Raw genomic sequence first — 24271 nt, 5'->3', positions numbered from 1 at the left:
GGCCCTGACCTCCGCCGGCGACGTTCCGCGGAACGTCGTGACCAGCGCTGTTGACCGCCCGATCGTAAGGCCGAGAACGTCCAGGCGTCCTGCGCAGGCCGATTCCCGCGTGCGCGTTTCCCTCCCGCCCGCGTGTCTCCTTCCCGCTCATCAAGCCTGTTGAGCGGATAGGAGACAGGCCCGCGCGAACTCGGAACGGAAAGCACCACCGGGTATCGTCGTCGTGTGCCCGGAATCGTCGACGAGTTCACGGGCGGGACAGAGCGTTCCGGCTCCACACCGCTCGACAATCCGGCCCACGCCGCCCTGTCCGGTCCGCATGCGCAGTTCGCCGAGAGAGTCGGCACGGCTCTGCGGTATCACCCCGACGTCTGCCCGATGGCCGCACTCCCCGACGACCCGACCGCGGAGGACTGGGCCGACGCCGCCCGATTGGTCGGTCCGGGAGGTGCTCTCCTCCTTCCGGTCGTCGCCGACACGCCGCCCGCCGGCTGGCAGTCCGAGATGCATCTGCCCGGGGTGCAGATGGTCGACGCCGGGGTGCCCGCGAGCCCCGACGACTCCGCTATTCGACTGACCGCCGACGACGTCCCGGAGATGACCGACCTCGTTCGCCGCACCCGTCCCGGGCCATTCCGTAAGCGCACCATCGAAATGGGCACCTACCTCGGGATTCGACGCAACGGCCGCCTGATCGCGATGGCCGGCGAACGACTCACTCTCCCGGGACACACCGAGATCAGCGCCGTGTGCACCGACCCCGGTCACCGCGGCGAGGGCCTCGCGTCACGGCTGGTTCTCGCACTTGCACAGGGCATTCGGGACCGGGGCGCCATCCCGGTCCTGCACGCGGAAGCGACCAACGTGAACGCGATCCGCCTCTACGAGCACTTGGGATTCCAGGTCCGCAAGGAAGTGCTGTTCCAGGTGGTCATCGCCCCGTCGTGACCAGCCCTACGCCGCATCACTCTGCTTGAGCGACTTCGCCAGTGGTGCGATCTCATCCAGGTAGATGGAGGCGAGGACCTCCGATTCGTCGGCCATGTGTCGGACGCGGTCGCTCTCGGCGCGGTCCCACTCGGCGTCGACGACATGCTCGAATTCGTCTATGGCACTGACCCTGTCGAGCCAGGCCTGCTTCTCCTGACGCTGCTGGATGCGGGCGACGATCTGCTCGTAGTCGGCGAATGCCTCCAGGCGCGCGACGAGGCCGTCGAGTCGCCCGGACAGCACCCGCGATTTCTCCGTGAAGGTGGCGACCACCTCGTCATCGACGCCGAGGTGGCCCTTGGGTGAATCACCGAGGATGTCGAGCTGGTCACGTAGACCGGCGGCGACGGTGGCGATGGAGGTGACCTCGCCGTCGAGATCGACGCGGACCGCATGGCGGTCGAAGAAATCCAGCTTCCAGGCCGGGTGACCGGCCACGCTGTCGGCGACCATCGCCGTCGTCCAGACGATCTGTCCGACGCGGTCGCCTCTGAGCCGGTCGAGGTCACCGCCACCCCAGATCTCGAGAGCGCGGGCGATGTATCCGGAAGTCTCGTTCGCCGTGTCGGGGAGTCGGCTCTGCACGGACTGGCACGACGCCCATCGCCGGGCCTGTGCCAACCGCATGTCGTCGGCGAGCTCGCCGAGCGGGTCGCTCGAGTTCGACGCGACGGGGTCCGCCACCGAGATCGGCGAATCACCGCGCCCGGCACGCCGTCGCACGGAGTCGGCCTTCATCTCGCTGAACATCGCCGAGAAGGCACCGATGGCCATGGACATCAGCAGGACGAGCGCCACCGCAACCACCACCACGAAGACGGCCACCGCGACGAACATCATGCTTCCAGTGAACCACTCCGCGCTGGTCCCGTCGCCGGTTCGAACGCAGGTCTGCGGACGCCGGGAACTGTCGGACCCGACCTCTAACGTCGGCGACACACATCAGCACCAGCCGGAGGCCGCACATGTCCCCCACCGTCACCCGGAACCAGTTGGAATTCGCTTTTCCCGATGTCCACCCCGACGCCCGACTGCACATCCGCGTGCATCGCACCCTCCGCGTTCCCGACGACGAGACCACCTACGGGCTGCCGCCCGGAATCGGCTCGTTTTACCTGATCAATGCGGGAACCGTTGCCCACCGGCCTCGCACCTGGGCCGACTCTGACGTACTCCTGCCCATGTGGCAGGCCGAGGCCGCCTGGTTCAGCTTCAACTCGCCCGAGGACTACCCGTTCCTCGTCCGGATCTCCGTCGGCGGCATCAACGCGGTCACCGGCGACGACTTCTCCGACGCCGTCGACTTCCAGGGCGAGGACTATTTCGAGGTCCCCGAGCAACCCTGGCTCGACGGCTTCCGAGTGGACGACAAGACCGTCCGGCAGTTCGTAGCGATGCCACTCGGCGGCGGCTACACCGCTGCAGAACAGCTCAGTGGTGCCGACGACGGAAGAGTCCGCATCCAGGTCACCCCGCTTCGCTCGTCGACTTGGGACGAACGGGTCGCCGCACGACGTGAGGCCACCCGTCTGTCCGATCCCGGCATGATGGTTCTGTGCGCAGAAGCGCCCGGGGCCACCGGCGGGATGGGCATGGGCGCAGGCGGATCGATCACGCAGTCGATCGCGACGCCGGTCGAACCTCGCACCAACTGGGACACCGACACCACCGGCGAGGCCGTCCTGCGCATCGTCAACAGCGCCGACTGGGAGGGACTGACCGGGGCGGCTCCGCACCACGCACCTCCCACCATCGAGGAGTATCTGCAGTACGGGTACCCGTGGTTCGAGTGGTACGACGACTCGCTCGCGCGGCGCGGCGACTCGAAGCTCTCCGGCCTGAAGACGGTCAAGGAGATCGGGGACTCGAAAGGCGAATCGCCTCTCCCCGACAACCCCAGCTTCGATCCGCCCGCACCGCACATCGTCACGGCGTGATCACCCACCGACCCCGCCCGCCCGGTTTCGCCGCGGCCTTCTGAGCGTCGGCAACCCGGTCGAGCGGCAAAGTCCCCTCGACTCGGACCGGCAGGTCACCCGCTGCGGCGAGCTCCAAGAGGTCTCCGAGCCGACCGTCGGCGTGGGAGTCGACGACCTCGACGGTGATCCCACGTTCGGTGGCCGGCGCTCGACCGGGCATCACCCCGACCAGCCGGCCGCCGTCGCGCACCAGCGCGAGGGCGTCCTCCTGCATTGCGGCGGCGTCGGCGACCGCGGGCCAGCCGCCCTGCGGCCGGTCGAGGAAGCCGGCGCCGAGGCCGCGGACGAACTCCTCGTCGGCCGGGCGGGCGAGCCCCGTGACGTCCCACCCCCGATGCCGGGCCAGGACCAGCAGGTATCCACCGACCACTCCGGCCGCGCCGGTCACGAGTAGTCGGTCGCTGCCGGGTCCGGGTTCGCCGAGCAGGTCGAGGATCTGCTCGGCGGCAAGGACGTTGATGGCCACGGTCGCCGCCGCGACGAGGTCCAGGGATTCCGGCACGACCGCCACCGCATCGACCGAAGTCACGACCTCTTCCGCGTAGGCGCCGGTCGGATGGCCGAAGCCGGGCAGGACCCCGGCGACCCGGGTACCCGGTGCGAGGTCGACGCCGACGCCGGACTCGAGGACCGTGCCCGCGAAGTCCATACCCAGCCCGACGGGCGTGTCGCCGCTGATCACCCCCACCGAGTGGAAGAACCCGGACGACACCGCGAGGTCGACCGGGTTGACCGAGGCGGCGGCGACCGCGACGCGCACCTCGCCGTCCGCGGGTCGCCGCACCGGGACGTCGACGATCTCGATCGCGTCGGGTCCCGACGGCGTGGTCACGACCGCGGCGCGGAAAGTGTCTCGACTTGTGCTCATGGCGTCTCCTTCTTGTGTGTAGCGGTTCTAGGAACCACCATGAGAGAGCAACTCTCTAATGGGAAGTACGCACTTCGAAGTGCGTTACACACCGAAACGAAAGGTGCCGCCATGCCGACGCAGACCGCAGCCGACAAACGAGCCGAGGCTCGCGCCCAGTACGACGCCTTCCTCGCGCAGTGCCCGAGTCGCCAGCTCCTGGACCGCATCTCCAACAAGTGGGTCGCGCTCATCCTCGCCGCACTCGGCAGCGACGGGCCCGCCCCGGGAAACGACTGTCCCGGAGGCCCGCGGGCGATGCGCTACTCCCAACTCGCACAACGCCTGGCCGGTGTCAGCCAGAAGATGCTGACGCAGACGCTGCGCTCGATGGAACGCGATGGACTCGTCACCCGCACGGTGACTGCCACCGTCCCGGTCACCGTGACCTACGAGCTCACCGACCTCGGGCTGTCCCTGCACGGCGTCATGGCGTCGATCAAGACGTGGGCCGAGGCCCACATGGACGAGGTGCACGCTAGCCGCGAGGCATACGATGCCGCGCATCGGTGACCGGAATGCACGCACGGTGCCGAAATCGCTCGACCAGGCCTGATCCGACCCCGAGCAATCGCTTGGTTTGTTACGTTCGGCAACGATGGGATTCCTGAAGCAGACCACGCCGGACATCGATTTCCCGACCTGGAGTCAGGGCACGCGAGCGGAGAAGATCCGACCGATGGCGCGACACTGGGCCGAGGTCGGGTTCGGAACCCCGGTCGCCCTGCACCTGTTCTATGTCGCAAAGATCCTCGCCTACATCCTGATCGGCTGGGCGATCGTCATCTCGACGCCCGGCATCGACGGCTTCTTCGCGGTCACCGACTGGTACAACGAGCCGATCGTCTTCCAGAAGATCGTGCTTTACACGATGCTGTTCGAGGTCGTGGGATTCGGTTGCGGGTTCGGTCCGCTGAACAACCGCTTCTTCCCGCCCTTCGGTTCGATCCTCTATTGGTTGCGCCCCAAAACGATCCGCCAACCCCCGTGGCCGCGGATTCCCCTGACCGCGGGCGACACCCGAACCCCGGTCGACGTCGCGCTCTACGGCGCGCTGATCGTCGTCGTGCTGATCGCGCTCTTCAGCTCCGGGTCCGGGGCCGTACCCGCTCTCGACACGACCGTCGGGGTGCTGCCGGTGTGGCAGATCTGGACCATCCTCGCGCTCCTCGCCGCCATCGGGCTCCGCGACAAGACGGTCTTCCTCGCGGCGCGCGGCGAGGTGTACGGGGCGCTCACGGTGACGTTCCTGTTCAGCGGCGTCGACATGATCATCGGCGCCAAACTCCTGTTCCTGTGCATCTGGCTGGGCGCGGCGACATCGAAGCTGAACAAGCACTTCCCCTTCGTCATCGCGACGATGATGTCGAACAACCCGATCTGGCGGTCGCCGAGGATCAAACGGAAGTTCTTCGAGGACTTCCCCGACGACCTGCGCCCCGGACGACGCTCACGCTGGATCGCCCACTTCTCCACCGCCGTCGAGGGACTCGTTCCCATCGTGCTGTTCTTCTCACACGGGGGATGGGTGGGCGGGATCGCCGCTGCGATCATGCTCGTCTTCCACTTCGGCATCCTGTCGTCGATCCCGATGGGCGTCCCGCTGGAGTGGAACGTCTTCATGATGTTCGGCATCCTGGCGATCTTCGTCGGACACCCGGGGATCGGCCTCACCGATCTCGAATCACCCTGGCCCATTGTGCTGTTCGCGGTGTCGGCGACGACCGTCGTCGTCGGGAACCTGATGCCGCGCAAGGTGTCGTTCCTGCCGGGCATGCGGTATTACGCGGGCAACTGGGACACCGGGTTGTGGTGCATCAAACCGTCGGCGTCGGCGAAGATCGAAGCGGGCATCGTGGCGATCGCATCGATGCCGGCCGCGCAGCTCGAACGTTTCTACGGCAGCCCCGAAGCCGCGCAGATCCCGCTCTACATGGGATATGCGTTCCGCGCCTTCAACAGTCACGGCCGCGCGCTGTTCACGCTCGCCCACCGCGCGATGGCCGGAACTCCCGAGCAGCAGTACGTCCTCACCGACGGTGAGCGGATCTGCAGTACCGCCATGGGCTGGAACTTCGGGGACGGTCACCTCTCGAACGAGCAGCTGATCGAATCACTGCAACGGCGTTGCCGTTTCGAGCCCGGTGAGGTCCGGATCGTCCTGCTCGACGCCCAGCCGATCCATCGCCAGACGCAGGAGTATCGCCTGATCGATCCGGCGACCGGCATCTTCGAACGCGGGTACGTCCGGGTCGCCGACCTCGTCACCCGCCAGCCCTGGGACGACGAGGTCCCGACGACGGTGACGTGGCGTGCCGACGGGAGCCACACCGGCGTGCACAGCTAGATCTGAAACAACTAGATCGAGGCCGGTAACTGTGGACGAAGGTCACCGCCATCGCCCCTTCACCCACGGCGGACGCGACGCGCTTCACCGAGTTCCGGCGAACGTCGCCGGCCGCGAAGAACCCGGGTACCGAGGTCTCCATGTAGTAAGGGGCGCGCTCGAGCGGCCAGTGCGCCTCGCGATGGGTGCGCACGAGATCGGGTCCGGTGATGAGGAATCCGTGATCGTCGCGCACCAGCGGTGTCCCGGCAGCCCATTCGGTGGCAGGGTCGCCACCGATGCAGACGAACAGTCGTTCCGTGTCGGCCTCCTCGACGGCGCCGGTCCTGGTGTCCTCGAGACGGATCGCCGTCAGCCCCTGCGCTCCGTCGAGGCCGACCACCCGGGTGTTCGTCCTGATCTCGACATTGGGCCGGCGGACGACACGCTCCTCGAGATAGGCGGACAGCGTCGCCGACAAGGACGGCCCGCGGACCAGCATGGTGACGCGCTTGGCGTACGCCGAGAGGTTCATCACCGCCTGACCTGCGGAATTCCCGCCACCGACGACGAACACCTCGAGATCGGAGCACGTCGACGCCTCGCTGGTCCCCGCCCCGTAGAACAGGCCGCAGCCCATGTAGCGGTCCTCGTCAGGGAGTCCGAGACGTCGCCACTCGACGCCGGTTGTGCACACCGCAGTCCGTGAGACGACGGTCGTCCCGTCGTTCAGGGTCGTGTACACCCGGTCGTCGGCGAAGCGGGTCTGCATCCCGTCGCGCATGAGGAGGAGTTCGGCGCCGAACGACACCGCCTGCTGGCGGGCGCGTTCCGTCAGTTCGCCTCCGGGGATGCCCTTCGGGAAGCCGAGGTAGTTCTCGATGAGGCTGCTGTAACCGGCCTGCCCGCCGACGGCCTCGCGCTCCAGGACGGCCACGCTCAGCCCCTCCGACGCCGCGTAGACCGCTGCGGACAGTCCCGCCGGCCCGGCGCCGTAGATCGCGACGTCGTACTCCGGCAGCTTCGGTTCCTGGACCCACCCGAGCCGGTCGGCCAGCTCGGCGACCGTCGGCGAGTGCAACCGCGAACCATCGCTCAGATCGACGATCGGAAGATCGGTCTCGTCCAGTGGCAGACCGAAGTGCCGTGTGGAGTCGACGTCGGTGTCGATCGGGATCCATTCGAAGTGAACGACGCTCCGGCTGAGGAAGTCACGCAGTTCGAACGCACGCCGGCACTGAGTGCGACCGTAGACTCTGACGAGGTCGGTGGCGTGTGAATTCATGGTGGACATGGTGGGCTCCGTGGTTTGTGAATCGAAGTGGTGAAATCGGTTTCGGGAGTCAGCGTGAGTGCGCATGATTCAGTTGCCGAACCCAATCACCTGGCACGCGACCGACCGGTCCGGGAACGCCTTGATCGGCCGGGTGCGACGTGGGTTCGACCATCGTCGGGCCGTCGAACACCTGACGGGTTCGGAAGCTGTAGAACCAGTTCTCCCCCGGTTCGAAGCTCTGCATCACCGTGTGTCCGGTCTCGGCGGCGTGCTGACGGGCGTGGCGGCTGAGCGAGTCGTCACAGCAGCCGATGTGACCGCACTCGGCGCATCGCCGCAGGTGAAACCACCATGACCGGGCGGCCTCGCATTCGACGCAACCCGGCCCGCTCGGCGGAACGCTGGTGTCGATCGATGTGTCGTTCATGATGAGAGCTCCTCTCGCGCAGTGCCACTGCAGAGTCTTGGATCGGTGACTTCAAGACTCGTCCGGCCGCGGGCGGATGTCGTCGATGCTGACCGCCAACCCGACCGGGGGCTGGCCGGTGCACCGGGATACCGGCTACCGGGTAGCCCGGTGCCCCCGATCAATCGACAACGGCGTGTCCGAGGTGCGGAGGCGTGATGTTGCGCCATGATCGGTGCACACGACGAGATCGCGGTCGAGCACCCGATCGTCGTTCGCGTCGGATCGGCGCCGACTCCAGCGTGTGCGCTCCGGCACACACCGACCACCGATTTCGTTGTTGTTCAACATCTTTCCGTCGCGTCCTGGTGCAGAACTGCACTCGATCGGTCACACTGTGAGAACACAGTCCTTCGCCGAGAGGGGTCAGAAGTGACCAGAACCTTCGATGCATCCACCTGGGGAGCCCAGCTCAGCGCCGCCGGCGACGACATCCTCGCGGGAGAGGTCTCGTTGCGCGAGGAGTCCCTCCGGCGCAAGGTCGCCTTTTACCTCGACGCCGATGGACTACCCGTCAGCCAGTCCTCGTGCGAACCGTCGGAGTGGTTCTCGACGCTGGTGACCCGGATGACCTCGGTCGTGATCTCCCACGGACGCGCGGTCGTCGCCATCGATGCCGCACTTCCCCTCCACTCGTCGATCCTCGACGTCGCGTTCCCCGGGGCCGGCTCGACAGGGTCGATGCTCGACATCACCGTCGTCGACCTGTCCCGGCATCGGCGCACACTTCATGCCGTGGTCCCGTCGCACCTGGTGGTGACCGGCACCATCGCCGTCGCACTGTCTCCGGTCGCGGCGGCACGGAAGAACACCGCGCAGGAACGCCGGACCGCCATCGGCTGATACCCGGGGTCGCTCAGGTACCCGGCTCGGCGGCGCGCGAGATGGGCTTCGTCCCGGCAGGCGACGCCGGATCGTCGGCGAGCCCGGACAGCAGCTGGAGTGCATGTCGCGACGCCGATTCCGGTTCGGTCCGGTAGACGAAGATCGTCTGCTCGGGATCGTCGCCCGGTGTCAGGGCCTGGTAGGCGACAGTCAGATCACCTACCAGCGGGTGGTGATAGCGCTTGGTGCCGACGCTGCGCTCGTGCACGCGGTTACGGGCCCAGAGCTTGACGAATTCCGGACTGTGGATGGACAGTTCGCCCACCAGGGCTCCGAGCCGGGGGTCGTCGGGATGTTTGCCCGCGTCCATGCGCAACATGGCTGCGGTGTCCGCGGCGACACCGTCCCAGTCCGTATACAGGTCGCGCGCATGCGGGTCCAGGAAGACGAAACGGGCTTGATTGCGCTCCGCCGCAGGCAAGTTCTCGAAGTCGACGACGAGGAGTCCGGCAAGTCGGTTGTGGCCCAGCACATCCAACCGGCGTCCGAGGACGAACGCCGGCTGCAGCGCAGCGTCGAAGGTGGCGAGTAGTTCCCGGGTCGACTCGTGGAGGCGTTGCGGCCTGTCGGCGCGGCGCCTCCTGGCCGGTTCGCGACGAGCGATCGCGTGCAGATGGGAGCGCTCGCTGTCATCGAGCTGCAGGGCGTCGGCCAGCGCGTCGAGCACCTCCAGGGACGCGCTCTTGCTGCGTCCCTGCTCCAACCGCGTGTAGTAGTCGACGCTCACACCGGCGAGCATCGCCAGTTCCTCGCGCCGCAGGCCCTTGACCCTGCGGCGTCCCGCATCGGGTATCCCGGCGGCGTCCGGCGACAGCCGACCGCGAGCCGCGCGGAGGAAATCGGCGAGTGACGGTTCCAGCTGATCGGCCATGTCTCCATCCTGGGAGGTCCGTCGACCTGCGTCAAAGGGTGAAGGTGGCCCAGTTTGTCCCAGGAAGAACTCTCTCTTCACCGGTGCTCGCGGCATCGCAACCATGGATGTCATCGCCTCGACGGCGATTCACCACCATCCCAACGAAAGTGAGTACGAACATGTCTGTCTGGATGATCACCGGCGCGGGCCGCGGACTGGGCCTCGAGATCGCACGGGCCGCTCTTCAGGCCGGCGACAGCGTCGCCGTCTGTGCACGCAAAATCAACTCCATCCCCGACGACGTCCGCAATCACCCCGACGTCCTCCCGGTGCCGCTCGACGTCACCGACGTCGACCAGGTCGCCACCGCCGTCGCATCGACGGTGGAGCGATTCGGGATCATCGACGTCCTGGTCAACAATGCCGGCCGCGGCCTCCTCGGCGCGGTGGAAGAGATCTCCGATGCCGAGGCCAGGTCGGTGTTCGACGTCAACGTCTTCGGGCTCCTGAACGCCACTCGTGCGGTCGTGCCGCTGATGCGGGCCGCCGGTCGCGGCAAACTCGTGCACATCGGGTCCCGTGGCGGCTTCGAGGGCGAGCCGGGCGTCGCACTCTATTCGGCGACCAAGTTCGCGGTCGCGGGCATCAGCGAATCACTCGCCGGTGAGCTGGCTGCGTTCGGAATCCAGAGCACCGTCGTCGAACCCGGTGTGTTCCGCACCGATTTCCTCGACGTCAGTTCGCTGCAGCTCCCGGCGAATCAGCTTGCCGCGTACGACGGCACTCCGGCTCACGCAACACTCGAGTGGGCCGAGGTGACCAACCACTCGCAGCTCGGCGATCCGGTCAAGGGCGCCGCGTTCATCCATCGGATCGTGTCGTCGGACGATCCACTGCCACTGCATCTTCCGGTGGGCCAGGACGCACTCGACCGGCGGGTGGCGATCACCGAACGCATCGAGAAGGAGATCGCGCCGCTATGGGAGGCCTCGGCGGCCACCGCGTGTGACTGACCGGCGGCCCGGGGTCAGCCGTCGAGCACCGTGGGTCCGAGGAACTCGCAGACGGTGAGCGCCAGGGCGAGGTCGAGGCGATCGCGGTCGCGCGGCGCCTCGGCCAACGCCTTGCCGATGCGGTACTTCACGGTGTTGCGGTGCAGGTTCAGCCGCTCGGCGGTGCGCAGGTGGCTTTCCTTCGTGGCGAAGTACACCGACAGCGTCTCCCGGAGCATGGCAGCGTTGGGGGTGTCCTCGGCGAGGCCCCCCAGCACCTCATGAACCCAGGACCTCGTCGAATCCAGATCCCTCGCGAGCAGGGACACGACGGCCACACCACGGTCGCCGAAGCCGACGACCCGGCCGGCCGAACTGCCGGCGGTCGTCGCGACCGAGTAGGCAGCTCGCGCCTGTTCATGGGTGCGCCGGAAGCCGCGGGCACCCGATCCGGGCAGGCCCCACGCGACCCTGACCCCCGTCGGCAACGTCGCCCGCGCAACGCTTTCCGACGGGTCGTCACCGCCCCCTCGACCGGGGGCGAGTGGAATCCAGGCCCAGACCGTCGATCGGTCGATGGCGGTGACGATGGGGTCCCCGCCACCGCCCAGCGCGACCGCGAGATCCCTTGCCGCGCGGGTGAGGACCACCAGCTCGACCGGATCATCGTCGGCCGACCACACGATCAGCGCCAGATGTCGCCGGTCCAGACGGTATCCGGTCTCCCTCTCGAAGTCGCGGTCGTCGGTGTCGAGGCTGCCGAGGAACGTGTGGATCGCCGCCGACTGCACATTGCCCTCGACGCCCAGCCACCGGCGTCGCTCGTCCTCGTATGCCTCGAACACGTAGAGGGTGATCCAGTCGATGTATCCGAAGACCACATCGGAGATGTGTCGGATGAGCGCCATGGACGCCTCGCCGTCGAGGTCGAGTTCCTCGACCAGTCGGTAACAGCGGTGCATCATACTGTTCTGGCCCATGTGGTACGCCCGGACGAGTGAGTTCGACGGGACGTCGCGCTGCGCCAACCTGAGGGCGTACTCCACTGCGGCAGTAGCCGGTTGGAGATGCTCGATGGGTATGTCGTTGGCCAGGACATGGATGATGGTCGACACGTTGCCGTGCACACTGGCCGCGAGGAGTTCCACCAGTTTCGGGTCGGTGTCGAGTTGGTCGATGCCGCGGGCCATCATCGAGCTCAGCTCGGCGACGAGCTCGGACTCGCCCTCCCGCAACATCTTCGCGACCAGCGCGGCGTGTTCGAGCAATTCGGAGTCGGCGGCCGCGGGCACCCCGGCCAGCCGATCGCGGGCGGCGTCACCGGCCGCCGTCGACATCGATCGAAAGGAACCCGAACCGGTCAAGGCTTCGAGACCTTTCGGCTGTGCCGAAGCGCCGACTCCGCCGCATGGAATCCGCACAATCCGTGCACACCGGCTCCCGGGGGCTGGCCTGCGAGCAGATGTACACGCCCGGAACACCTGTCGAGTACGGGTCCATGCCAAGGCGGGGGCGCAGGACCATCTGCAGTCCGTCGTTGGCGCCGCCGATGATGTCGCCGGCCGCGAAGTTGGCGTTGCCCTGATGCAGGGCCTCGGTTCCCAGGCTCGTCGTGGCGACGATGCGGTCGCGGAAACCCGGAGCGAATCTCTCGATCTGCGCCACGATCTGGTCGGTGGCGTCGCCCTCGAAACCCCGTGGGACGTGGGCGTAGGCGTAGATCGGATTGATTCCGCCCGCACTCCGGCTGGGGTCGGCAACGTACTGCTGACCGAGCAGGACGAAGGGCCGGGACGGCATGACCCCCGCGGCGCGCTGCTTCTCCGTGTACGCGACCTCGTCGAAATCGCCGCCGAGGTGAACGGTTCCGGCCCGCACACAATCCGGATTGGTCCACGGGATGTCGCCGTCGATGGCGAAGTCGACCTTGAAGGCCGACGACCCGACGCGGTACCGCCGGTAGGAGCGGCGAACCCGCGCGGGCATGGCGTCGCCATAGATCGAAAGCACTTGCGCCGGCGAGAGATCCAGAAGAACGAGATCGGCGGGCGGGATGTCGGCGCGGGAGCTGACTCGGACCCCGGTCTCGATCTTGCCGCCGGCGTCGAGCAGTGCAGCCGTCACCGCCGCGATGATGGCGCCGGAACCGCCCTCGGCGACAGGCCATCCGTACCGATGTCCGCTAGCGGCGATCATCAGGCCGAGTGATGCGGTCAACGGCCGGTCGAGGCGGGAGAACAGATGCGCGGCGATCCCGCCATAGAGCGCCCGCCCGCGCTCGGTGCGGAACCAGCGGGCCAGCACGGTGGCCGGTAGCACCGCGCGAGGCCCGAAGGCGGCCAACCTGATCGGGTGTCCGGGGATGTTGACGATCGGCCTGAGCAGGTCCTCACCGAGGTCGTCGAAATGCTCGGCCAGGTCGCCGAACATGGATCGCCAGCGCCTTCCGTCGTCGCCCAGACCCGCGGCGGTCTCGGTGATCGACTGGTACAGCAGCGCAACGTCCCCGGAGTCGAGCGGGTGCGCGCAGTCGACCTCCGGCCACTTCCACACCAGCCCGTACTTCTCGAGTCCGACCTCGGCCCAGAACGGCGACCCCACACCGAGCGGATGGAACGCCGAGCAGTGATCGTGGATGACGCCGGGCACGGTCAGTTCACCGGACCGTGCACCACCGCCGACCGTGTCGGCGGCTTCCAGTACCTGCACCTGCACGCCGTTGCGGGCCAGGTGCAGGGCGGCGGCGAGCCCGTTGGGCCCGCCGCCGACCACGACAGCAGTGGTCACTGCTGCACCTGATCTGTCGCCTGCACGGGCGACGTGCCGCTGTCGTTGCGGCGCATCTGCGGTTCACGCACCACCTCAGGATCGGTGACCGCGCGACGAGCGTCAACGTCGAGAGTCCACTCGACGTCGAACGGGATCGGCCCGTTCGGCAGCCACGGCTGCTCGTTGACCGCGTCGACGACCCGGTAGGTTCCGGTCTCGATGACACCCAGCGCGGCGTCGATCACCTTGTAGCTCTGCGTGCCCTTGTGGATGGGTTGCGACTCGATCCACGCGACAGTGAACTCACCGGGCGCGAAGTTGCAGCGTCGCTGGAGAGCGGCGATGAGCTTCTCGTCGTGGAGGTGTCCGTCACCGAAGTTGAAGGCCACCAGTGAGTTACAGGAGAACTCTGCCTCCCGCAGGGTGTAGGTGTCGATGTCCTCACCGAGGTGGCGCATCATCAGTGAGTACAGCGCGCGGCCCTGGCTGTGCAGCGACCGCCAGGCCAGCAGCTGGTGCATCACCACGTCGGCGACCTCCGGCGGGTACGACTCGAGCAGCTGCGTGCGGGTGTTCTTGGCCGGTCGCACGACGTGCTTGTCGAGCTTCTCCTCGGCGCCCGGCGCGAATGCCCAGGTCGCCGACGCCCAGTTGCCGGCGTACTGACGCATCGACGGCAGGAAGGAGACTAGGTCGGGCCGCAGGTTGCCCAGAACCGGGAAGAAGCAGAGCGCCGCGGCGATCAGCGCCAGGCCCCACGGGGTCGAGGTGTCGGCGAGGGCGTAGCCGTCCCACGCCGGGAACCCGAGGAACAGGAAGACCGACGCGTAGGCGAACAGCATGTTCCATTCGAGAGGGACGGCCAGCGGGAACGTCGACAGGATGAACAGGTGGAAGCACACCATCAGCACGACCGCGGCCACAGTGAGCGTCTTGTTGGTGGAGAAGAGCAGCACCAGAGGCGTGACGATCTCGACGATGGTGCCCAGCACGTGCCCGACGCCGCCGGCCAGCTTCGACGGCCGCATGTCCTCGGGGAAGTTGCGGTAGTGCGCACGCTTGATGGTCTTGCTCGGCAGCCACGGGGTGTTCGACAGCATCGGCGGGATCACCATCGAGAAGTGGTGGCCCATCTTGGAGATGCCGGCACCGACCCAGACGGTCACGATCAGCAACTTCAGCGCGAGGATCATGTCCACGAACGGCAGGATTCCGAAGAAGATGATCGCGGGCAGATACTGCTCGGATCGTCCCGCCAGGAAGATGACCTTGTCCCGAAGTCCCATCACGACGATCAGCGCGATCAGCGGGTACATCAGCGTCGGGTTCACCAGGCCCTGGTTGTCTGCCATCGCCGCGTCGAGCGAGTCCGACGAGACACCCGGAAGAGCGATCGCGACAACGAGATTCGTGAGAATGAGGGCGTACACCGCGACGTCGAAGGGGGTGCGGGAATCGCCCTTGGTGAAGGGCACCTTGCCGGGCCACGGTGGGAGCCGGATCGTCTTGGGCCGCAACCAATACAGGATGCCACCGGTCATCGGCTTGAAGTGGCCGGCCAGCGGACCCCACGAGCCGCCGATGCCGAGGATCTCCACCAACACCGTCCACAGGATCGCCTTCTGGTAGACGATGGGCTGGTTCCACCATTCGGTGACGTGGAGCGGGTTGAGCCCGGACGTCAGGGTCGCGAGCGTGATCCCCACGCCGACGTAGAAGACGAAGACCTTCACCAGATAGATGATGTGCACCATCTTCGGTGTGCCGAATCCGTAATCGGCCCAATGGGCGCCGAGTGTGCGGATTCGGTCGAAGAACGGTCTCTGGAGGAATGTCTCCGGGTCCACTTGGGGGAAATCGGGTTGGGTGAGTCCCATTTCTGTGCACTCCTTTTCCGGTGGAATATCACTGGATTCGGGCGTCGCGGGGGTCCGTGGCGCGTGGGGTATCGCCTCGGCAGCCGGCGGCTGCGAGTCGGTGGATCGTGTGGTGGTCGTCAGATTGGTGCGGGGCTGCGCAACTCGTTGCGCAGGGCCGGCTTGTCGATCTTGCCGACGGGGTTGCGCGGCAGTTCGCCGACGACGTGGATCACGCTGGGCTGCTTGACCTTCGCGAGTCGGCCGGCGATGTGGGCAGCGAGTTCCTCGGCCGACGGGTTCCGGTCCGGGTAGGCGACCACGAAGGCGACCGGTAACTCGCCGTAGAGCTCGTCGGGGGCACCGACGACGGCGCATTCGAGGACGCCGGGGTGGGTGGCGAGCGCGTTCTCGATCTCCTTCGGGTAGATGTTCTCGCCGCCACGGATGATCATGTCCTTGATCCGGTCGACGAGGGTCAGGTAGCCGTCGGAGTCGAGACGGCCGACGTCACCGGTGTGCAGCCGGCCGTCGACGATGGTCGAGGCGGTGGCATCGGGACGATTGAGGTAGCCGCGCATCACATTCGGTCCGCTGATGACGACCTCGCCGATCTCACCGGTCGGCACCTCGGCGCCTGCGGCGTCGACGATGGCGATGTGCTGGCCGGGTAGCGCAGGCCCGACCGTGCCGAGTTTGCGTACACCGTCTACCGGGTTACAGGCAGATGCGCATGTGCCCTCGGTGAGCCCGTAACCCTCGACGATCGGGATGCCGAAGGCCTGTTCGACGCGGTCGAGCAGTTCCTTGGAGATCGGGGCCGCACCGCAGACCGCGAACCGCAGCGACGCGGTGGCGTCCGGGGTGAGCCCGGGCTGCGAGACCAGGAGCGCGTAAATGGTCGGGACGGCGGAGAAGTACGTGGGCTTCAGTCGCGCGACGTCGTCGAAGAATCGACTCGGCGAGAACTTGCCGGTGATGCTCAACTGCCCGCCGACGAGCATCGGCGCCAGGAAGCTCACGCAGATGGCGTTGACGTGGAACAGCGGCAACACGAGAAGGGCATGGTCCCGATCGGTGAGCGAGAAGTGTTGGGCCATCGCCGATCCCATGTGGTGCAAGTTTCCGTGGCAGAGACGCACGCCCTTGGGGCGGCCGGTCGAGCCGGACGTGTAGATGAGCAGGGCGTCGTCATCGAAGCCCGGCGCGGCCGGGACTCGCCAGCGCGGGCTTGGCGACGTGGCGAGGTCGCCGACGGAGAGGAAGTCACGATCGGGATCGGTCCCGCCCGCGTTCACTCCGACGACGAGGCGTGCGCCCGAGTCCGTCAGCTGGTACTCGGCCTCGTCGGGCGTGAACGCAGGGTTGACCGGGGTGGCGATCGCTCCGAGCCGCCAGGCGGCCATCAGCGTGATCAGCAGTTCGACGCGGTTCGGCAGGAAAGTCGCCACCACGGCGCCCCGGCCGACACCCCGCGCAGCGAACTGTTCCGCAGCGGCTTCGACGCGTTCGGCGAAGCTCATGTAGTCGAGTGCGGTCTCGTCGTCGCGGACGCATGGTGCGTCGCCACGCTTCGTCAGGTCCCAGGCAAAATAGGAACTGGTCACGGGTAGGGCCTCCAAGACTCGGCGTTCTGTCCTCAGATATGTGATCCAGAACACTAAGGAAGCCTGAAGTGATCTGGAACGGCCCGGGAGGCCAGACTTGGGAGGGGCCTTTGTGCTCGGAGCACAACGGTGGTCGAAGGACCGAAGATGCACTCCGGATTCTCCGCAACGGTATCGCCGAATGAGAAATGGCCCCCGTCTACTTGACGGGGGCCATTTCTGGCGGTGGCGGAGGGATTTGAACCCTCGGTACGGGGTTACCGCACACAGCATTTCGAGTGCTGCACCTTCGGCCGCTCGGACACGCCACCGCGAAAGACTGTACCGCAGCAGGGCGTTGAGTCTTAAATCAGCTGGTCAGAGCCATAAAACCGGGTGCAGCGGGCATCTCAGTGTCCTGTGAGCTTGTCCTTGACGTCGTCGACTTTGCCCTTGACGGCGTCGGCGGCCTCGGTGATCTTCTGCTTGCCCTGAGCCTGGGTCTTGTCGCCCTTGCCCTCGTTCTTGAGGTCGTCGTTGTCGGTGAGGCTGCCGGCGGCTTCTTTGCCGCGGCCCTTCAGCTCTTCGGCCTTGTTCTTGGCGTCGTCAGTGGTTCCCATGAAGCCTCCTCGATGAGGTTCGGCGCGGCCCGGTGCCGGCCGAGGTGGAAGAACTCAGCGGCCATCACGCGCCGGTGGCTCGACGCGAGCGTCGCTTGAAGGAGCTGACTCCTGGTTTCCACCGTGCCACAGACACGCCCCTAGCTGCAGAACCGCAGGTCACAGGGGGCTCACCGATTGTTGAACTTCTGGGCGACCTCGCTGATCTTGTCCTTCGCCGTGCTCACGGCGTCCTGAACCTTCTCGTTCTCGGCGAGTTCGCTCAGCTTGTCCTTGGCGGTGCCGAGCGCATCCTGGACCTGCTTGCTCTCGACGAACTCGTCGATCTTGTCGCGGGCGGTGCCCAGCGCTTCCTGCACCTTGCCGCTCTCGGCCAGTTCGTTGATCTTGGACTTGGCGGTGTCGAAGGCTGCGGTGACCTTGTCGGCCGGGTCGGACATGGCTACTCCTCGAGATCTGGTGGGGGACTACCTGTCCAATCTGCCAGAGCGGCACAGCACCGACCATCGGTCGCGACCCTGAGATCTCCCCGATTTTTTGGTGTCCCGCCCCGGACCGTCTGCTCAGCGCGCGCGCTTGGTCGCGAAGAAGTCGACCATCAACGCCCGGCACTCGTCCTCGAGGACGCCGCCCTTCACCTGGGGGCGATGGGTGAGGCGCGGGTCGCGCACGACGTCCCACAGGGATCCGACCGCGCCGGTCTTGGGCTCCCACGCCCCGAACACGAGCGCATCGACACGGGAGAGCGTGATCGCACCGGCGCACATCGTGCACGGCTCGACGGTCACCGCGATCGTGCAGCCCGGAAGTCGCCAGCCGTCACCGAACGCCCGGGCGGCAGCACGGAGGGCGAGTACCTCGGCATGAGCGGTCGGGTCACCGTCGGCTTCCCGGCGATTGGCCGCACGCGCGAGTTCGACGCCCTCGGGGTCGAAGACCACGGCACCGATCGGGACGTCGTCGGTTCCCGACAGCGATGCGGCGTCGAGTGCCGCGCGGACCATGCTCTCCCAGGCGGGCGCGCTCATCGGGCGCCGGTCAGTGTCCGAGGGAGTCGAGAACCTTGCCCAGTTCGTCGGCGAAGCCGAGTCGGGCGGCGATCATGCCGAGCTGTTCGTCGGCGTAGAGGTCGGTGTCGCCGACGATGATGCTCATGACCGCGTCGGGCAGGCCGAGATCGGCGAGGACCGCGAGGTCGCCTTCCTCCCACGGATCGATGGTGTCGAGCTCGTCCGGGTCGATGTCGGGGACGTCGAGGTTCAAGGCGTCGAGGACATCGGCCGCGACGTCGTAGTCGATCGCCGCGGTCGCATCGGACAGCAACAGTCGCGCGCCCGACGGGCCGGGGCGGATGACGATGAAGAACTCGTCGTCGACGTCGAGCAGCCCGAAGACCGCTCCGGCGGAACGGAGCTCGCGTAGTTGCCGCTCGGCGTCGTCGAGATCAGAGAGCGCCGACGGTTTGAGCGCGGTGACCTTCCAACCGCTCTCGTCACGGACCACCGCGACGGCGAAACCGTCGATGTCGTCGTCCACGTCTTGCGCGTTCGACCCCGACTTCCCAAATCCGGCACCAGCCATGGGAGAAACCGTAGCCGCTATCACCGGCAGTCCCAAGTCCCGGGACGGGCATCGATCAAGGTATGGGAACGTTGTCAGCGTGACTGCTGACTCGTCGTCCTCGCATTCTGCGCCCACGACGCCGGTGTGCGTACTCGGTCTGGGTCTGATCGGTGGCTCGCTGCTGCGCGTCCTGCACGACGCCGGCCATGACACGTTCGGCTACAACCGCTCGCCGGCCACCGTCGACGCAGCGACTGCAGACGGCTACCAGGCGTCGACCGATCTCGTCGCCACCCTGCGCCGGGCGGCCGAGACGGATGCCGTCGTGGTGCTGGCGACGCCGGTCACGACGATCGAACCGATCGTCTCGGCCATCGCCGAACACGCGCCCGGTGCCCTGCTGACCGATGTGATCAGCGTCAAACAGGAGGTGGAGAAGGTGATCGCGCGGGCGCATCCCGGCGCCCGGTACGTCGGCGGCCATCCGATGGCCGGGACGAGCCGGTCGGGCTGGTCGGCGACCGACCCGACGCTGTTCCAGGGAGCGATGTGGGCGGTCACCACGACCGATCACACCGACGCCGACGACTGGCTGGCCGTCGCGTCGATCGCGCGGCTCGCGGGCTCGCAGGTGGTACCGGTGGCGCCCGACGCGCATGACCGGGCCGTCGCCGCGATCTCGCACATGCCGCATCTGACGGCAGCCGCGACTGCGGCCGTGGGCGCCGGCGAGAGCGACCTGGCACTGCGCCTGGCCGCCGGTAGTTTCCGCGACGGGACCCGGGTCGCCGGAACCGCACCCGCGCTGCAGCGGGCGATGATCGAGGCCAACGGCATCGCCGTCCTGAATGTGCTCAGCGAGACCATCGACCGGCTGATCGCCGCGCGCGACGAGCTGCGTGACCACGGGACCGCGGAGGTCCTGGTCGACGACGGCCACCGGGCGCGCACGGCGTACGAGCGACTGCACGAGGGCGACCCGGACCCGATCAGCGGAGTGACCATCGGCGAGCCCGGCTGGCAGGAGGAACTCCGCCGCCAGGCCCATCAGGGCAGGGTCTGGGGTGGGTTGACTAGACCCGTCGGGCGAGTCCCGGGTAGTCGGTGACGAATCCGTTGTCGTCGAGCGTGAGGGTCGTGGTGGCCAGCGGCGACACGAGGTCGATGCCGTTCGCCGTGGCGGTGTAGGACATCGTCGCGGCCCTCACCTCACCGCTGGGCAGGTACATGTACATGACCGGGATGTCGACGGCACCGTCGGCCGGGGTCAGCGCCTTGCGGCGCAGCGGAAGCGCGTTGAACATGGGCGACAGCCCGAGGTCGACGTCTTCGGCACCGTCGAAGTCCGACTGGATGATCTCGCCGTCGGGACGCCGGATCAGCCAGGTCCCCTCGTTGTCGCGGGTGATGCCGAACTGGGTCTCCCCCGCTTCACAGATGAGGTGCACGGTCAGGCGTTTGGTGACGCCGGACTCGGTGGTCTGCAATTCGTACGACGCGGAGAACGCTTCGTGGTCGTCGGTCTCGGCGGCGATGATCCGGCCGTAGGCCTTCACGCGCGCGCCCGAGACGACCAGGCGCACCTGTTCGAGCCGATCGGTGTCCTCACCACGCCACGTCAGCACTGTCTTGAACTCGTCCGTGGTGGCGGAGGACTGCCCGTTCTCTGGGGCTGTCTGCGGGGAACTCACACGACTACGGTAGCGAGCCGACGGGCCGATCACACATCGGACGTGCTGGTCACTCCACCAGTCGGACGACCGAGGAGACGCCGATCACTGCCGGGTCAGGCGATACAGGAGGCGGTGCGCCGGGCCGACGACGCGGTCACGGTGTCCTCCACGACCACCTCACCGTCGACGGTGATCGAACATTTGGCGCCGCTCCCCGTCCCGGCGATCACGAGCAGGCGCAACGGATTGTCGCTGCCGGTGAACTCGACACTCCACGGATTCGACGGCGCGAACTCCGACCGCAGGCCCATCGCGTCGACGTAGAGGATGGTCGCCTGGCCGTCGATGGCGACCTCGTAGGTCACCGGCTTGTCCTGCGGGTTGACCCGCTCGTCGGGTCCGCCGGGCGCCGACCGGCCGGGACCGTCGGGGGTCAGCCGCGGCGGCTCGAATGTGCGGGGAAGCGGGACCGTGTCGATCGTGGTGGGCGGGTCGGCGAGCGGCGGCTCGGTGGGCTCGTTCCGGAATATTCCGCTGAACCCGACGATCGCCACTGCCACCAGCACGACGAGTCCGAGGCAGACGATGAGCGACGTCGTGGACACCTTCGGGATGCGCGACTCGTCGTCCGCCCCGGCGGTCGACTCGGCGGCGGCCCGAGACTGTTCGCGTTCGGCTTGCTCGGCGAGCCGGAGTTCGGTGTTCGTCGGCTGGCCGGGCGTGAAGAGGGCCGTACCGTCCGGGGCGTAACCGAGCGGCGGGTACAGCTGCGATGACGCGGGTGTCTGCGTGTACGGGTCATTGCCACGATCCCGCGGGTCGCGGGCATCGCGGTTCGGCCCGCCGTACGGCTGTCCCATCGTCGGCCTCCGGTCGAAGTGTCGTCTGTCTTCGACCTTACGGCGGGTCGCGATGCCGGTGTCCCCGCGTGGTCCGGAATCGCAGGTCGCCCGGGGCGCGGCAGGTCTCGGAACCGGCTGATCGAATGAGATCGAGAATGACACCGCGGCCCGGTGTCCCTGCGGGAACTCGCGTCGACCGAAGCCGCGCTGCCGCCCCTACCCCCAGTACCTGGGGGCGGCAGCCCCCTGACAGGCCCCACCGAAATAGTTCACCGAATGAACTGATGACACCTTCACACAACTGGAAACAGCGTGCAACAGATGGGCGCGGCGCGTCGTCATCCGTGACCCGCTCGGTGTCCGAAAGTTTTCCCTCTTCACCATAAGCGCTGGACGGGGCCTTGCCGCAAGACCCCCCACCGGGTGCAGAATCGCCTTCCCACCTGCCGAAAGTCTTACCCGCATCGCACCATCGGAGCCGCCTTGTCCGTGCCGTCCGCCCCGCTCGCCCCGGAACCCAGCACTGTCTTCGACCTGCCGCCCAGGCTGACCGTCAAGGCTTACCCCGCTCTCATCGCCGACGACGAACGGCATTTCGCCACGATCGCCACGAGCCTCGCCGAGAGCATCACGGACGCCACCGCCCGGATCGCGGTATTGCGGCGATCCAATGGCGGCGGCGGGCGTCGAGCCCTGGATCGGGATCTGGAGATCCACGAAACCCTCTCCCGCGTACGGGCTCTGCAGCGCTTCAGCCTCGAAACGTGTCTGGGTCGCATCGTCGGCGCCGACGGTGAGGTTCTCTACATCGGTCGGCTCGGTCTCACCGATGCCGCCGGTCGAACCCTTCTCGTCGACTGGCGTACACCCGTGGCGGCACCCTTCTTCGCCGCGACCCTGCGTGATCCCGCAGGACTGGTCAGCCGACGCCGCTACCGATGGACGCGAGGGCGGATCACCGACTACTGGGATGAGGTCTTCGTCGACGACCCGGCGGCCCTTGATCGTCACGCAGCTCTCGACGACCAGTCGGCGTTCATCGCCGACCTGGGCGCCGTCCGTTCGCCGCGGATGCGGGACGTGCTGGGCACGATCGCCGCCGATCAGGACGCGATCATCCGTGCCGGCTCCCAGGGCGCGCTGGTCGTCGACGGCGGCCCCGGGACGGGCAAGACGGTGGTGGCCCTCCATCGGGCGGCCTATCTCGTCTACGCCGACCCTCGACTCGCCGGTCACCGCGGAGGGCTCCTCGTCGTCGGTCCGCATCGCCCGTACCTCAACTACGTCGCCGATGTGCTGCCGAGCCTCGGGGAGGAGAGTGTGCAGACGTGCACACTCGCCGATCTCGTCGTCGAAGGGGATTCGGTGACAACGGAATCCGACGATCGCGTGGCACGGCTGAAGTCGTCGGTGCGGATGGTCGCAGCCGTCGAGCCGGCGGTGTCCTTCTACGAACAACCACCCACGACGCCGCTGGTCGTCGAAACCCCCTGGGCCGAGGTCACTCTCACCGCCGCGGACTGGGCCGAAGCGTTCGACGTCCCCGAGTCGGGAACACCGCACAACGACGGCCGGGACGAGGTGTGGGAGGAACTCGCCTCGATCATCGCCGCGAAGCACGACGCCGATGTCCCCTTCGGCGCACTGCGGCGTGCCCTAGCCGGCAATGAGGTATTCACGTCGGCGTTCAATCGCGCGTGGCCGGTTCTACGACCGGCGGACATCGTCGGCGATCTGTGGTCGGTGCCCGCCTACCTGCGCCGATGTGCACCATGGCTGTCGCCCGACGAGGTGCGTGCCCTGCAGCGCGACATCCCCGACGCCTGGACCGATGCCGACCTCCCGCTCCTCGACGCCGCGCGACGCAGGGTCGGGGATCCCGAAGCCGCACTGCGCAGACGTCGGCGGCGGGCGACGGTCGACGCCGAGCACGAGCGGATGAACCGCGTGGTCGACGATCTCATCGCCGCGCAGGTGTACGACGACGGCGAGGGTCTGATGACGATGCTCCGCGGCGAGGACCTGCGAAACACGCTCGACGACGGCGTCTTCGCCGACAACGACGCCCCGGACCGGCTCGCCGGCCCGTTCGCGCACATCGTCGTCGACGAGGCACAAGAGCTGACCGACGCGCAGTGGCAGATGCTCCTGAGCCGTTGCCCGTCGAAGAGTTTCACGGTGGTCGGCGACCGAGCACAGGCCCGCCACGGATTCACCGAGTCGTGGTCGGATCGGTTGCGGCGGGTCGGGTTCGACGATGTCGCCCGGTCGGGACTGAGCATCAATTACCGGACGCCCGAGGAGATCATGGCCGCTGCGGAACCGGTCATCCGTGCCGCGCTGCCCGACGCCAACGTCCCGACCTCGGTACGCCGCACGGGCGTCCCGGTCCGGTACGGACGGCGATCCGAGCTCGCCGGCGTCGTCGACGACTGGCTGGCCGCGCACGACGAGGGCATCGCGTGTGTCATCGGGGCCCCGGACTTCGCCGGGACCGAACGGGTGCGGTCGCTGACCCCGACCCTCGCCAAGGGACTCGAGTTCGATCTCGTCGTGCTCGTCGATCCGGAGTCCGTCGGGAACGGAATCAAAGGGGCCGTCGACCGGTATGTGGCGATGACGCGCGCGACGAACGAATTGGTGGTGCTCACCACAGACGCGTAGATCACCTCTGGCACAGACGAAGAA

22 protein-coding genes, 1 tRNA gene and 1 pseudogene are annotated in these 24271 nt (G+C 67.4%); 8 read left to right on the top strand and 16 right to left on the bottom strand.

The window, feature by feature from the left end; all coding sequences use genetic code 11:
- The first annotated feature begins 225 nt into the window (after positions 1-225).
- A complete protein-coding gene (locus RVF83_RS07460; RefSeq protein WP_005200577.1) occupies positions 226-948 on the top strand; it encodes a GNAT family N-acetyltransferase in 723 nt (240 codons plus the stop codon).
- Positions 949-954: 6 nt separating this feature from the next.
- Here the strand turns inward: RVF83_RS07460 and RVF83_RS07455 are convergent, their stop codons facing one another.
- Entirely contained in the window at positions 955-1830 is an 876-nt protein-coding gene (locus tag RVF83_RS07455; protein WP_039881127.1) for a hypothetical protein, read from the bottom strand.
- 125 nt (positions 1831-1955) lie between these two features.
- Here RVF83_RS07455 and RVF83_RS07450 point away from each other — a divergent pair, with 125 nt between their 5' ends.
- Entirely contained in the window at positions 1956-2927 is a 972-nt protein-coding gene (locus RVF83_RS07450; protein ID WP_005200579.1) for a hypothetical protein, read from the top strand.
- Here the strand turns inward: RVF83_RS07450 and RVF83_RS07445 are convergent.
- Positions 2917-3837, bottom strand: coding sequence for an NADP-dependent oxidoreductase (locus RVF83_RS07445; RefSeq protein ID WP_005200580.1), 921 nt, complete (start codon positions 3835-3837; stop codon positions 2917-2919). The two genes, RVF83_RS07450 and RVF83_RS07445, sit on opposite strands and share 11 nt — an antisense overlap.
- Before the next feature lie 111 nt (positions 3838-3948).
- On the opposite strand from RVF83_RS07445, the gene RVF83_RS07440 reads away from it, so the two are divergent.
- Both RVF83_RS07440 and RVF83_RS07435 read left to right on the top strand, forming a co-directional pair.
- A complete protein-coding gene (locus RVF83_RS07440; RefSeq protein ID WP_005200581.1) occupies positions 3949-4389 on the top strand; it encodes a winged helix-turn-helix transcriptional regulator in 441 nt (146 codons plus the stop codon).
- Positions 4390-4474: 85 nt separating this feature from the next.
- The gene (locus tag RVF83_RS07435) at positions 4475-6223 is read left to right on the top strand and encodes a DUF3556 domain-containing protein (RefSeq protein ID WP_168432619.1); all 1749 of its coding nucleotides are present in this window, start codon (positions 4475-4477) and stop codon (positions 6221-6223) included.
- Here RVF83_RS07435 and RVF83_RS07430 read toward each other — a convergent pair.
- Both RVF83_RS07430 and RVF83_RS07425 read right to left on the bottom strand, forming a co-directional pair.
- Positions 6141-7487, bottom strand: a complete 1347-nt coding sequence (locus RVF83_RS07430; RefSeq protein WP_255220661.1) for an NAD(P)/FAD-dependent oxidoreductase — start codon at positions 7485-7487, stop codon at positions 6141-6143. The two genes, RVF83_RS07435 and RVF83_RS07430, sit on opposite strands and share 83 nt — an antisense overlap.
- Before the next feature lie 58 nt (positions 7488-7545).
- Positions 7546-7905, bottom strand: coding sequence for a UBP-type zinc finger domain-containing protein (locus RVF83_RS07425; RefSeq protein ID WP_005198761.1), 360 nt, complete (start codon positions 7903-7905; stop codon positions 7546-7548).
- 411 nt (positions 7906-8316) lie between these two features.
- On the opposite strand from RVF83_RS07425, the gene RVF83_RS07420 reads away from it, so the two are divergent.
- Entirely contained in the window at positions 8317-8787 is a 471-nt protein-coding gene (locus tag RVF83_RS07420; RefSeq protein ID WP_005198762.1) for a hypothetical protein, read from the top strand.
- Positions 8788-8800: 13 nt separating this feature from the next.
- On the opposite strand, the gene RVF83_RS07415 is transcribed toward RVF83_RS07420, so the two are convergent.
- Positions 8801-9700: a helix-turn-helix domain-containing protein gene (locus RVF83_RS07415; protein ID WP_005198763.1), complete on the bottom strand. Its 900-nt coding sequence runs from the start codon at positions 9698-9700 to the stop codon at positions 8801-8803.
- Between the two features lie 161 nt (positions 9701-9861).
- Here RVF83_RS07415 and RVF83_RS07410 point away from each other — a divergent pair, with 161 nt between their 5' ends.
- Positions 9862-10695 (top strand): SDR family NAD(P)-dependent oxidoreductase, encoded by an 834-nt coding sequence (locus tag RVF83_RS07410; protein WP_005198764.1) that lies wholly within the window; start codon positions 9862-9864, stop codon positions 10693-10695.
- A gap of 14 nt (positions 10696-10709) precedes the next feature.
- Here RVF83_RS07410 and RVF83_RS07405 read toward each other — a convergent pair whose 3' ends face one another.
- The 9 genes and pseudogenes from RVF83_RS07405 to RVF83_RS07365 all read right to left on the bottom strand — a co-directional run bounded on the left by RVF83_RS07405 (position 10710) and on the right by RVF83_RS07365 (position 19086).
- Positions 10710-12011, bottom strand: a complete 1302-nt coding sequence (locus RVF83_RS07405) for a PucR family transcriptional regulator (RefSeq protein ID WP_039880480.1) — start codon at positions 12009-12011, stop codon at positions 10710-10712.
- Between the two features lie 23 nt (positions 12012-12034).
- A pseudogene (locus tag RVF83_RS07400) lies at positions 12035-13461 on the bottom strand (phytoene desaturase family protein).
- Positions 13458-15320 carry a DUF3556 domain-containing protein gene (locus RVF83_RS07395; RefSeq protein ID WP_005198767.1) on the bottom strand — a complete coding sequence of 621 codons (1863 nt, stop codon included), beginning with the start codon at positions 15318-15320 and terminating at the stop codon, positions 13458-13460. The pseudogene RVF83_RS07400 and the gene RVF83_RS07395 overlap by 4 nt, the downstream one beginning before the upstream one ends.
- 119 nt (positions 15321-15439) lie before the next feature.
- Positions 15440-16906 (bottom strand): class I adenylate-forming enzyme family protein, encoded by a 1467-nt coding sequence (locus tag RVF83_RS07390; RefSeq protein WP_005198769.1) that lies wholly within the window; start codon positions 16904-16906, stop codon positions 15440-15442.
- Positions 16907-17126: 220 nt separating this feature from the next.
- Positions 17127-17217, bottom strand: a tRNA-Ser gene (locus RVF83_RS07385).
- A gap of 78 nt (positions 17218-17295) precedes the next feature.
- A complete protein-coding gene (locus RVF83_RS07380) occupies positions 17296-17505 on the bottom strand; it encodes a CsbD family protein (RefSeq protein WP_005198770.1) in 210 nt (69 codons plus the stop codon).
- A gap of 170 nt (positions 17506-17675) precedes the next feature.
- Positions 17676-17945 carry a hypothetical protein gene (locus RVF83_RS07375; protein WP_005198771.1) on the bottom strand — a complete coding sequence of 90 codons (270 nt, stop codon included), beginning with the start codon at positions 17943-17945 and terminating at the stop codon, positions 17676-17678.
- Positions 17946-18068: 123 nt separating this feature from the next.
- A complete protein-coding gene (locus RVF83_RS07370; protein WP_005198772.1) occupies positions 18069-18533 on the bottom strand; it encodes a nucleoside deaminase in 465 nt (154 codons plus the stop codon).
- Positions 18534-18543: 10 nt separating this feature from the next.
- Positions 18544-19086 carry a tRNA adenosine deaminase-associated protein gene (locus RVF83_RS07365; protein ID WP_039880483.1) on the bottom strand — a complete coding sequence of 181 codons (543 nt, stop codon included), beginning with the start codon at positions 19084-19086 and terminating at the stop codon, positions 18544-18546.
- Positions 19087-19165: 79 nt separating this feature from the next.
- On the opposite strand from RVF83_RS07365, the gene RVF83_RS07360 reads away from it, so the two are divergent.
- On the top strand, positions 19166-20176 hold the full coding sequence (locus RVF83_RS07360; protein WP_341262011.1) for a prephenate dehydrogenase: 1011 nt from the start codon (positions 19166-19168) through the stop codon (positions 20174-20176).
- Here the strand turns inward: RVF83_RS07360 and RVF83_RS07355 are convergent.
- Complete coding sequence (locus RVF83_RS07355; RefSeq protein WP_005198775.1) at positions 20142-20792, bottom strand: putative glycolipid-binding domain-containing protein; 651 nt, start codon at positions 20790-20792, stop codon at positions 20142-20144. The genes RVF83_RS07360 and RVF83_RS07355 overlap by 35 nt on opposite strands.
- 62 nt (positions 20793-20854) lie before the next feature.
- Positions 20855-21601 carry an MmpS family transport accessory protein gene (locus tag RVF83_RS07350; protein WP_005198776.1) on the bottom strand — a complete coding sequence of 249 codons (747 nt, stop codon included), beginning with the start codon at positions 21599-21601 and terminating at the stop codon, positions 20855-20857.
- Between the two features lie 465 nt (positions 21602-22066).
- On the opposite strand from RVF83_RS07350, the gene helR reads away from it, so the two are divergent.
- A complete protein-coding gene (gene helR / locus RVF83_RS07345) occupies positions 22067-24247 on the top strand; it encodes an RNA polymerase recycling motor ATPase HelR (RefSeq protein WP_005198777.1) in 2181 nt (726 codons plus the stop codon).
- The last annotated feature ends 24 nt before the right edge of the window (positions 24248-24271 follow it).

It is taken from the genome of Gordonia rubripertincta, assembly GCF_038024875.1.
Taxonomy (GTDB): Bacteria; Actinomycetota; Actinomycetes; order Mycobacteriales; family Mycobacteriaceae; genus Gordonia; species Gordonia rubripertincta.
Note: the sequence above shows the minus strand (reverse complement) of the source record. Positions and strands in the feature narration are given on the sequence as shown.

Coding starts and splice junctions, on each gene's coding strand:
- RVF83_RS07395 (WP_005198767.1), bottom strand. CDS start 15,320: ATGGGACTCACCCAACCCGATTTCCCCCAAGTGGACCCGGAGACATTC.
- RVF83_RS07380 (WP_005198770.1), bottom strand. CDS start 17,505: ATGGGAACCACTGACGACGCCAAGAACAAGGCCGAAGAGCTGAAGGGC.
- RVF83_RS07370 (WP_005198772.1), bottom strand. CDS start 18,533: ATGAGCGCGCCCGCCTGGGAGAGCATGGTCCGCGCGGCACTCGACGCC.
- RVF83_RS07365 (WP_039880483.1), bottom strand. CDS start 19,086: ATGGCTGGTGCCGGATTTGGGAAGTCGGGGTCGAACGCGCAAGACGTG.
- RVF83_RS07350 (WP_005198776.1), bottom strand. CDS start 21,601: ATGGGACAGCCGTACGGCGGGCCGAACCGCGATGCCCGCGACCCGCGG.
- RVF83_RS07445 (WP_005200580.1), bottom strand. CDS start 3,837: ATGAGCACAAGTCGAGACACTTTCCGCGCCGCGGTCGTGACCACGCCG.
- RVF83_RS07450 (WP_005200579.1), top strand. CDS start 1,956: ATGTCCCCCACCGTCACCCGGAACCAGTTGGAATTCGCTTTTCCCGAT.
- RVF83_RS07430 (WP_255220661.1), bottom strand. CDS start 7,487: ATGAATTCACACGCCACCGACCTCGTCAGAGTCTACGGTCGCACTCAG.
- RVF83_RS07425 (WP_005198761.1), bottom strand. CDS start 7,905: ATGAACGACACATCGATCGACACCAGCGTTCCGCCGAGCGGGCCGGGT.
- RVF83_RS07410 (WP_005198764.1), top strand. CDS start 9,862: ATGTCTGTCTGGATGATCACCGGCGCGGGCCGCGGACTGGGCCTCGAG.
- RVF83_RS07405 (WP_039880480.1), bottom strand. CDS start 12,011: ATGTCGACGGCGGCCGGTGACGCCGCCCGCGATCGGCTGGCCGGGGTG.
- RVF83_RS07455 (WP_039881127.1), bottom strand. CDS start 1,830: ATGATGTTCGTCGCGGTGGCCGTCTTCGTGGTGGTGGTTGCGGTGGCG.
- RVF83_RS07440 (WP_005200581.1), top strand. CDS start 3,949: ATGCCGACGCAGACCGCAGCCGACAAACGAGCCGAGGCTCGCGCCCAG.
- RVF83_RS07435 (WP_168432619.1), top strand. CDS start 4,475: ATGGGATTCCTGAAGCAGACCACGCCGGACATCGATTTCCCGACCTGG.
- RVF83_RS07415 (WP_005198763.1), bottom strand. CDS start 9,700: ATGGCCGATCAGCTGGAACCGTCACTCGCCGATTTCCTCCGCGCGGCT.
- RVF83_RS07375 (WP_005198771.1), bottom strand. CDS start 17,945: ATGTCCGACCCGGCCGACAAGGTCACCGCAGCCTTCGACACCGCCAAG.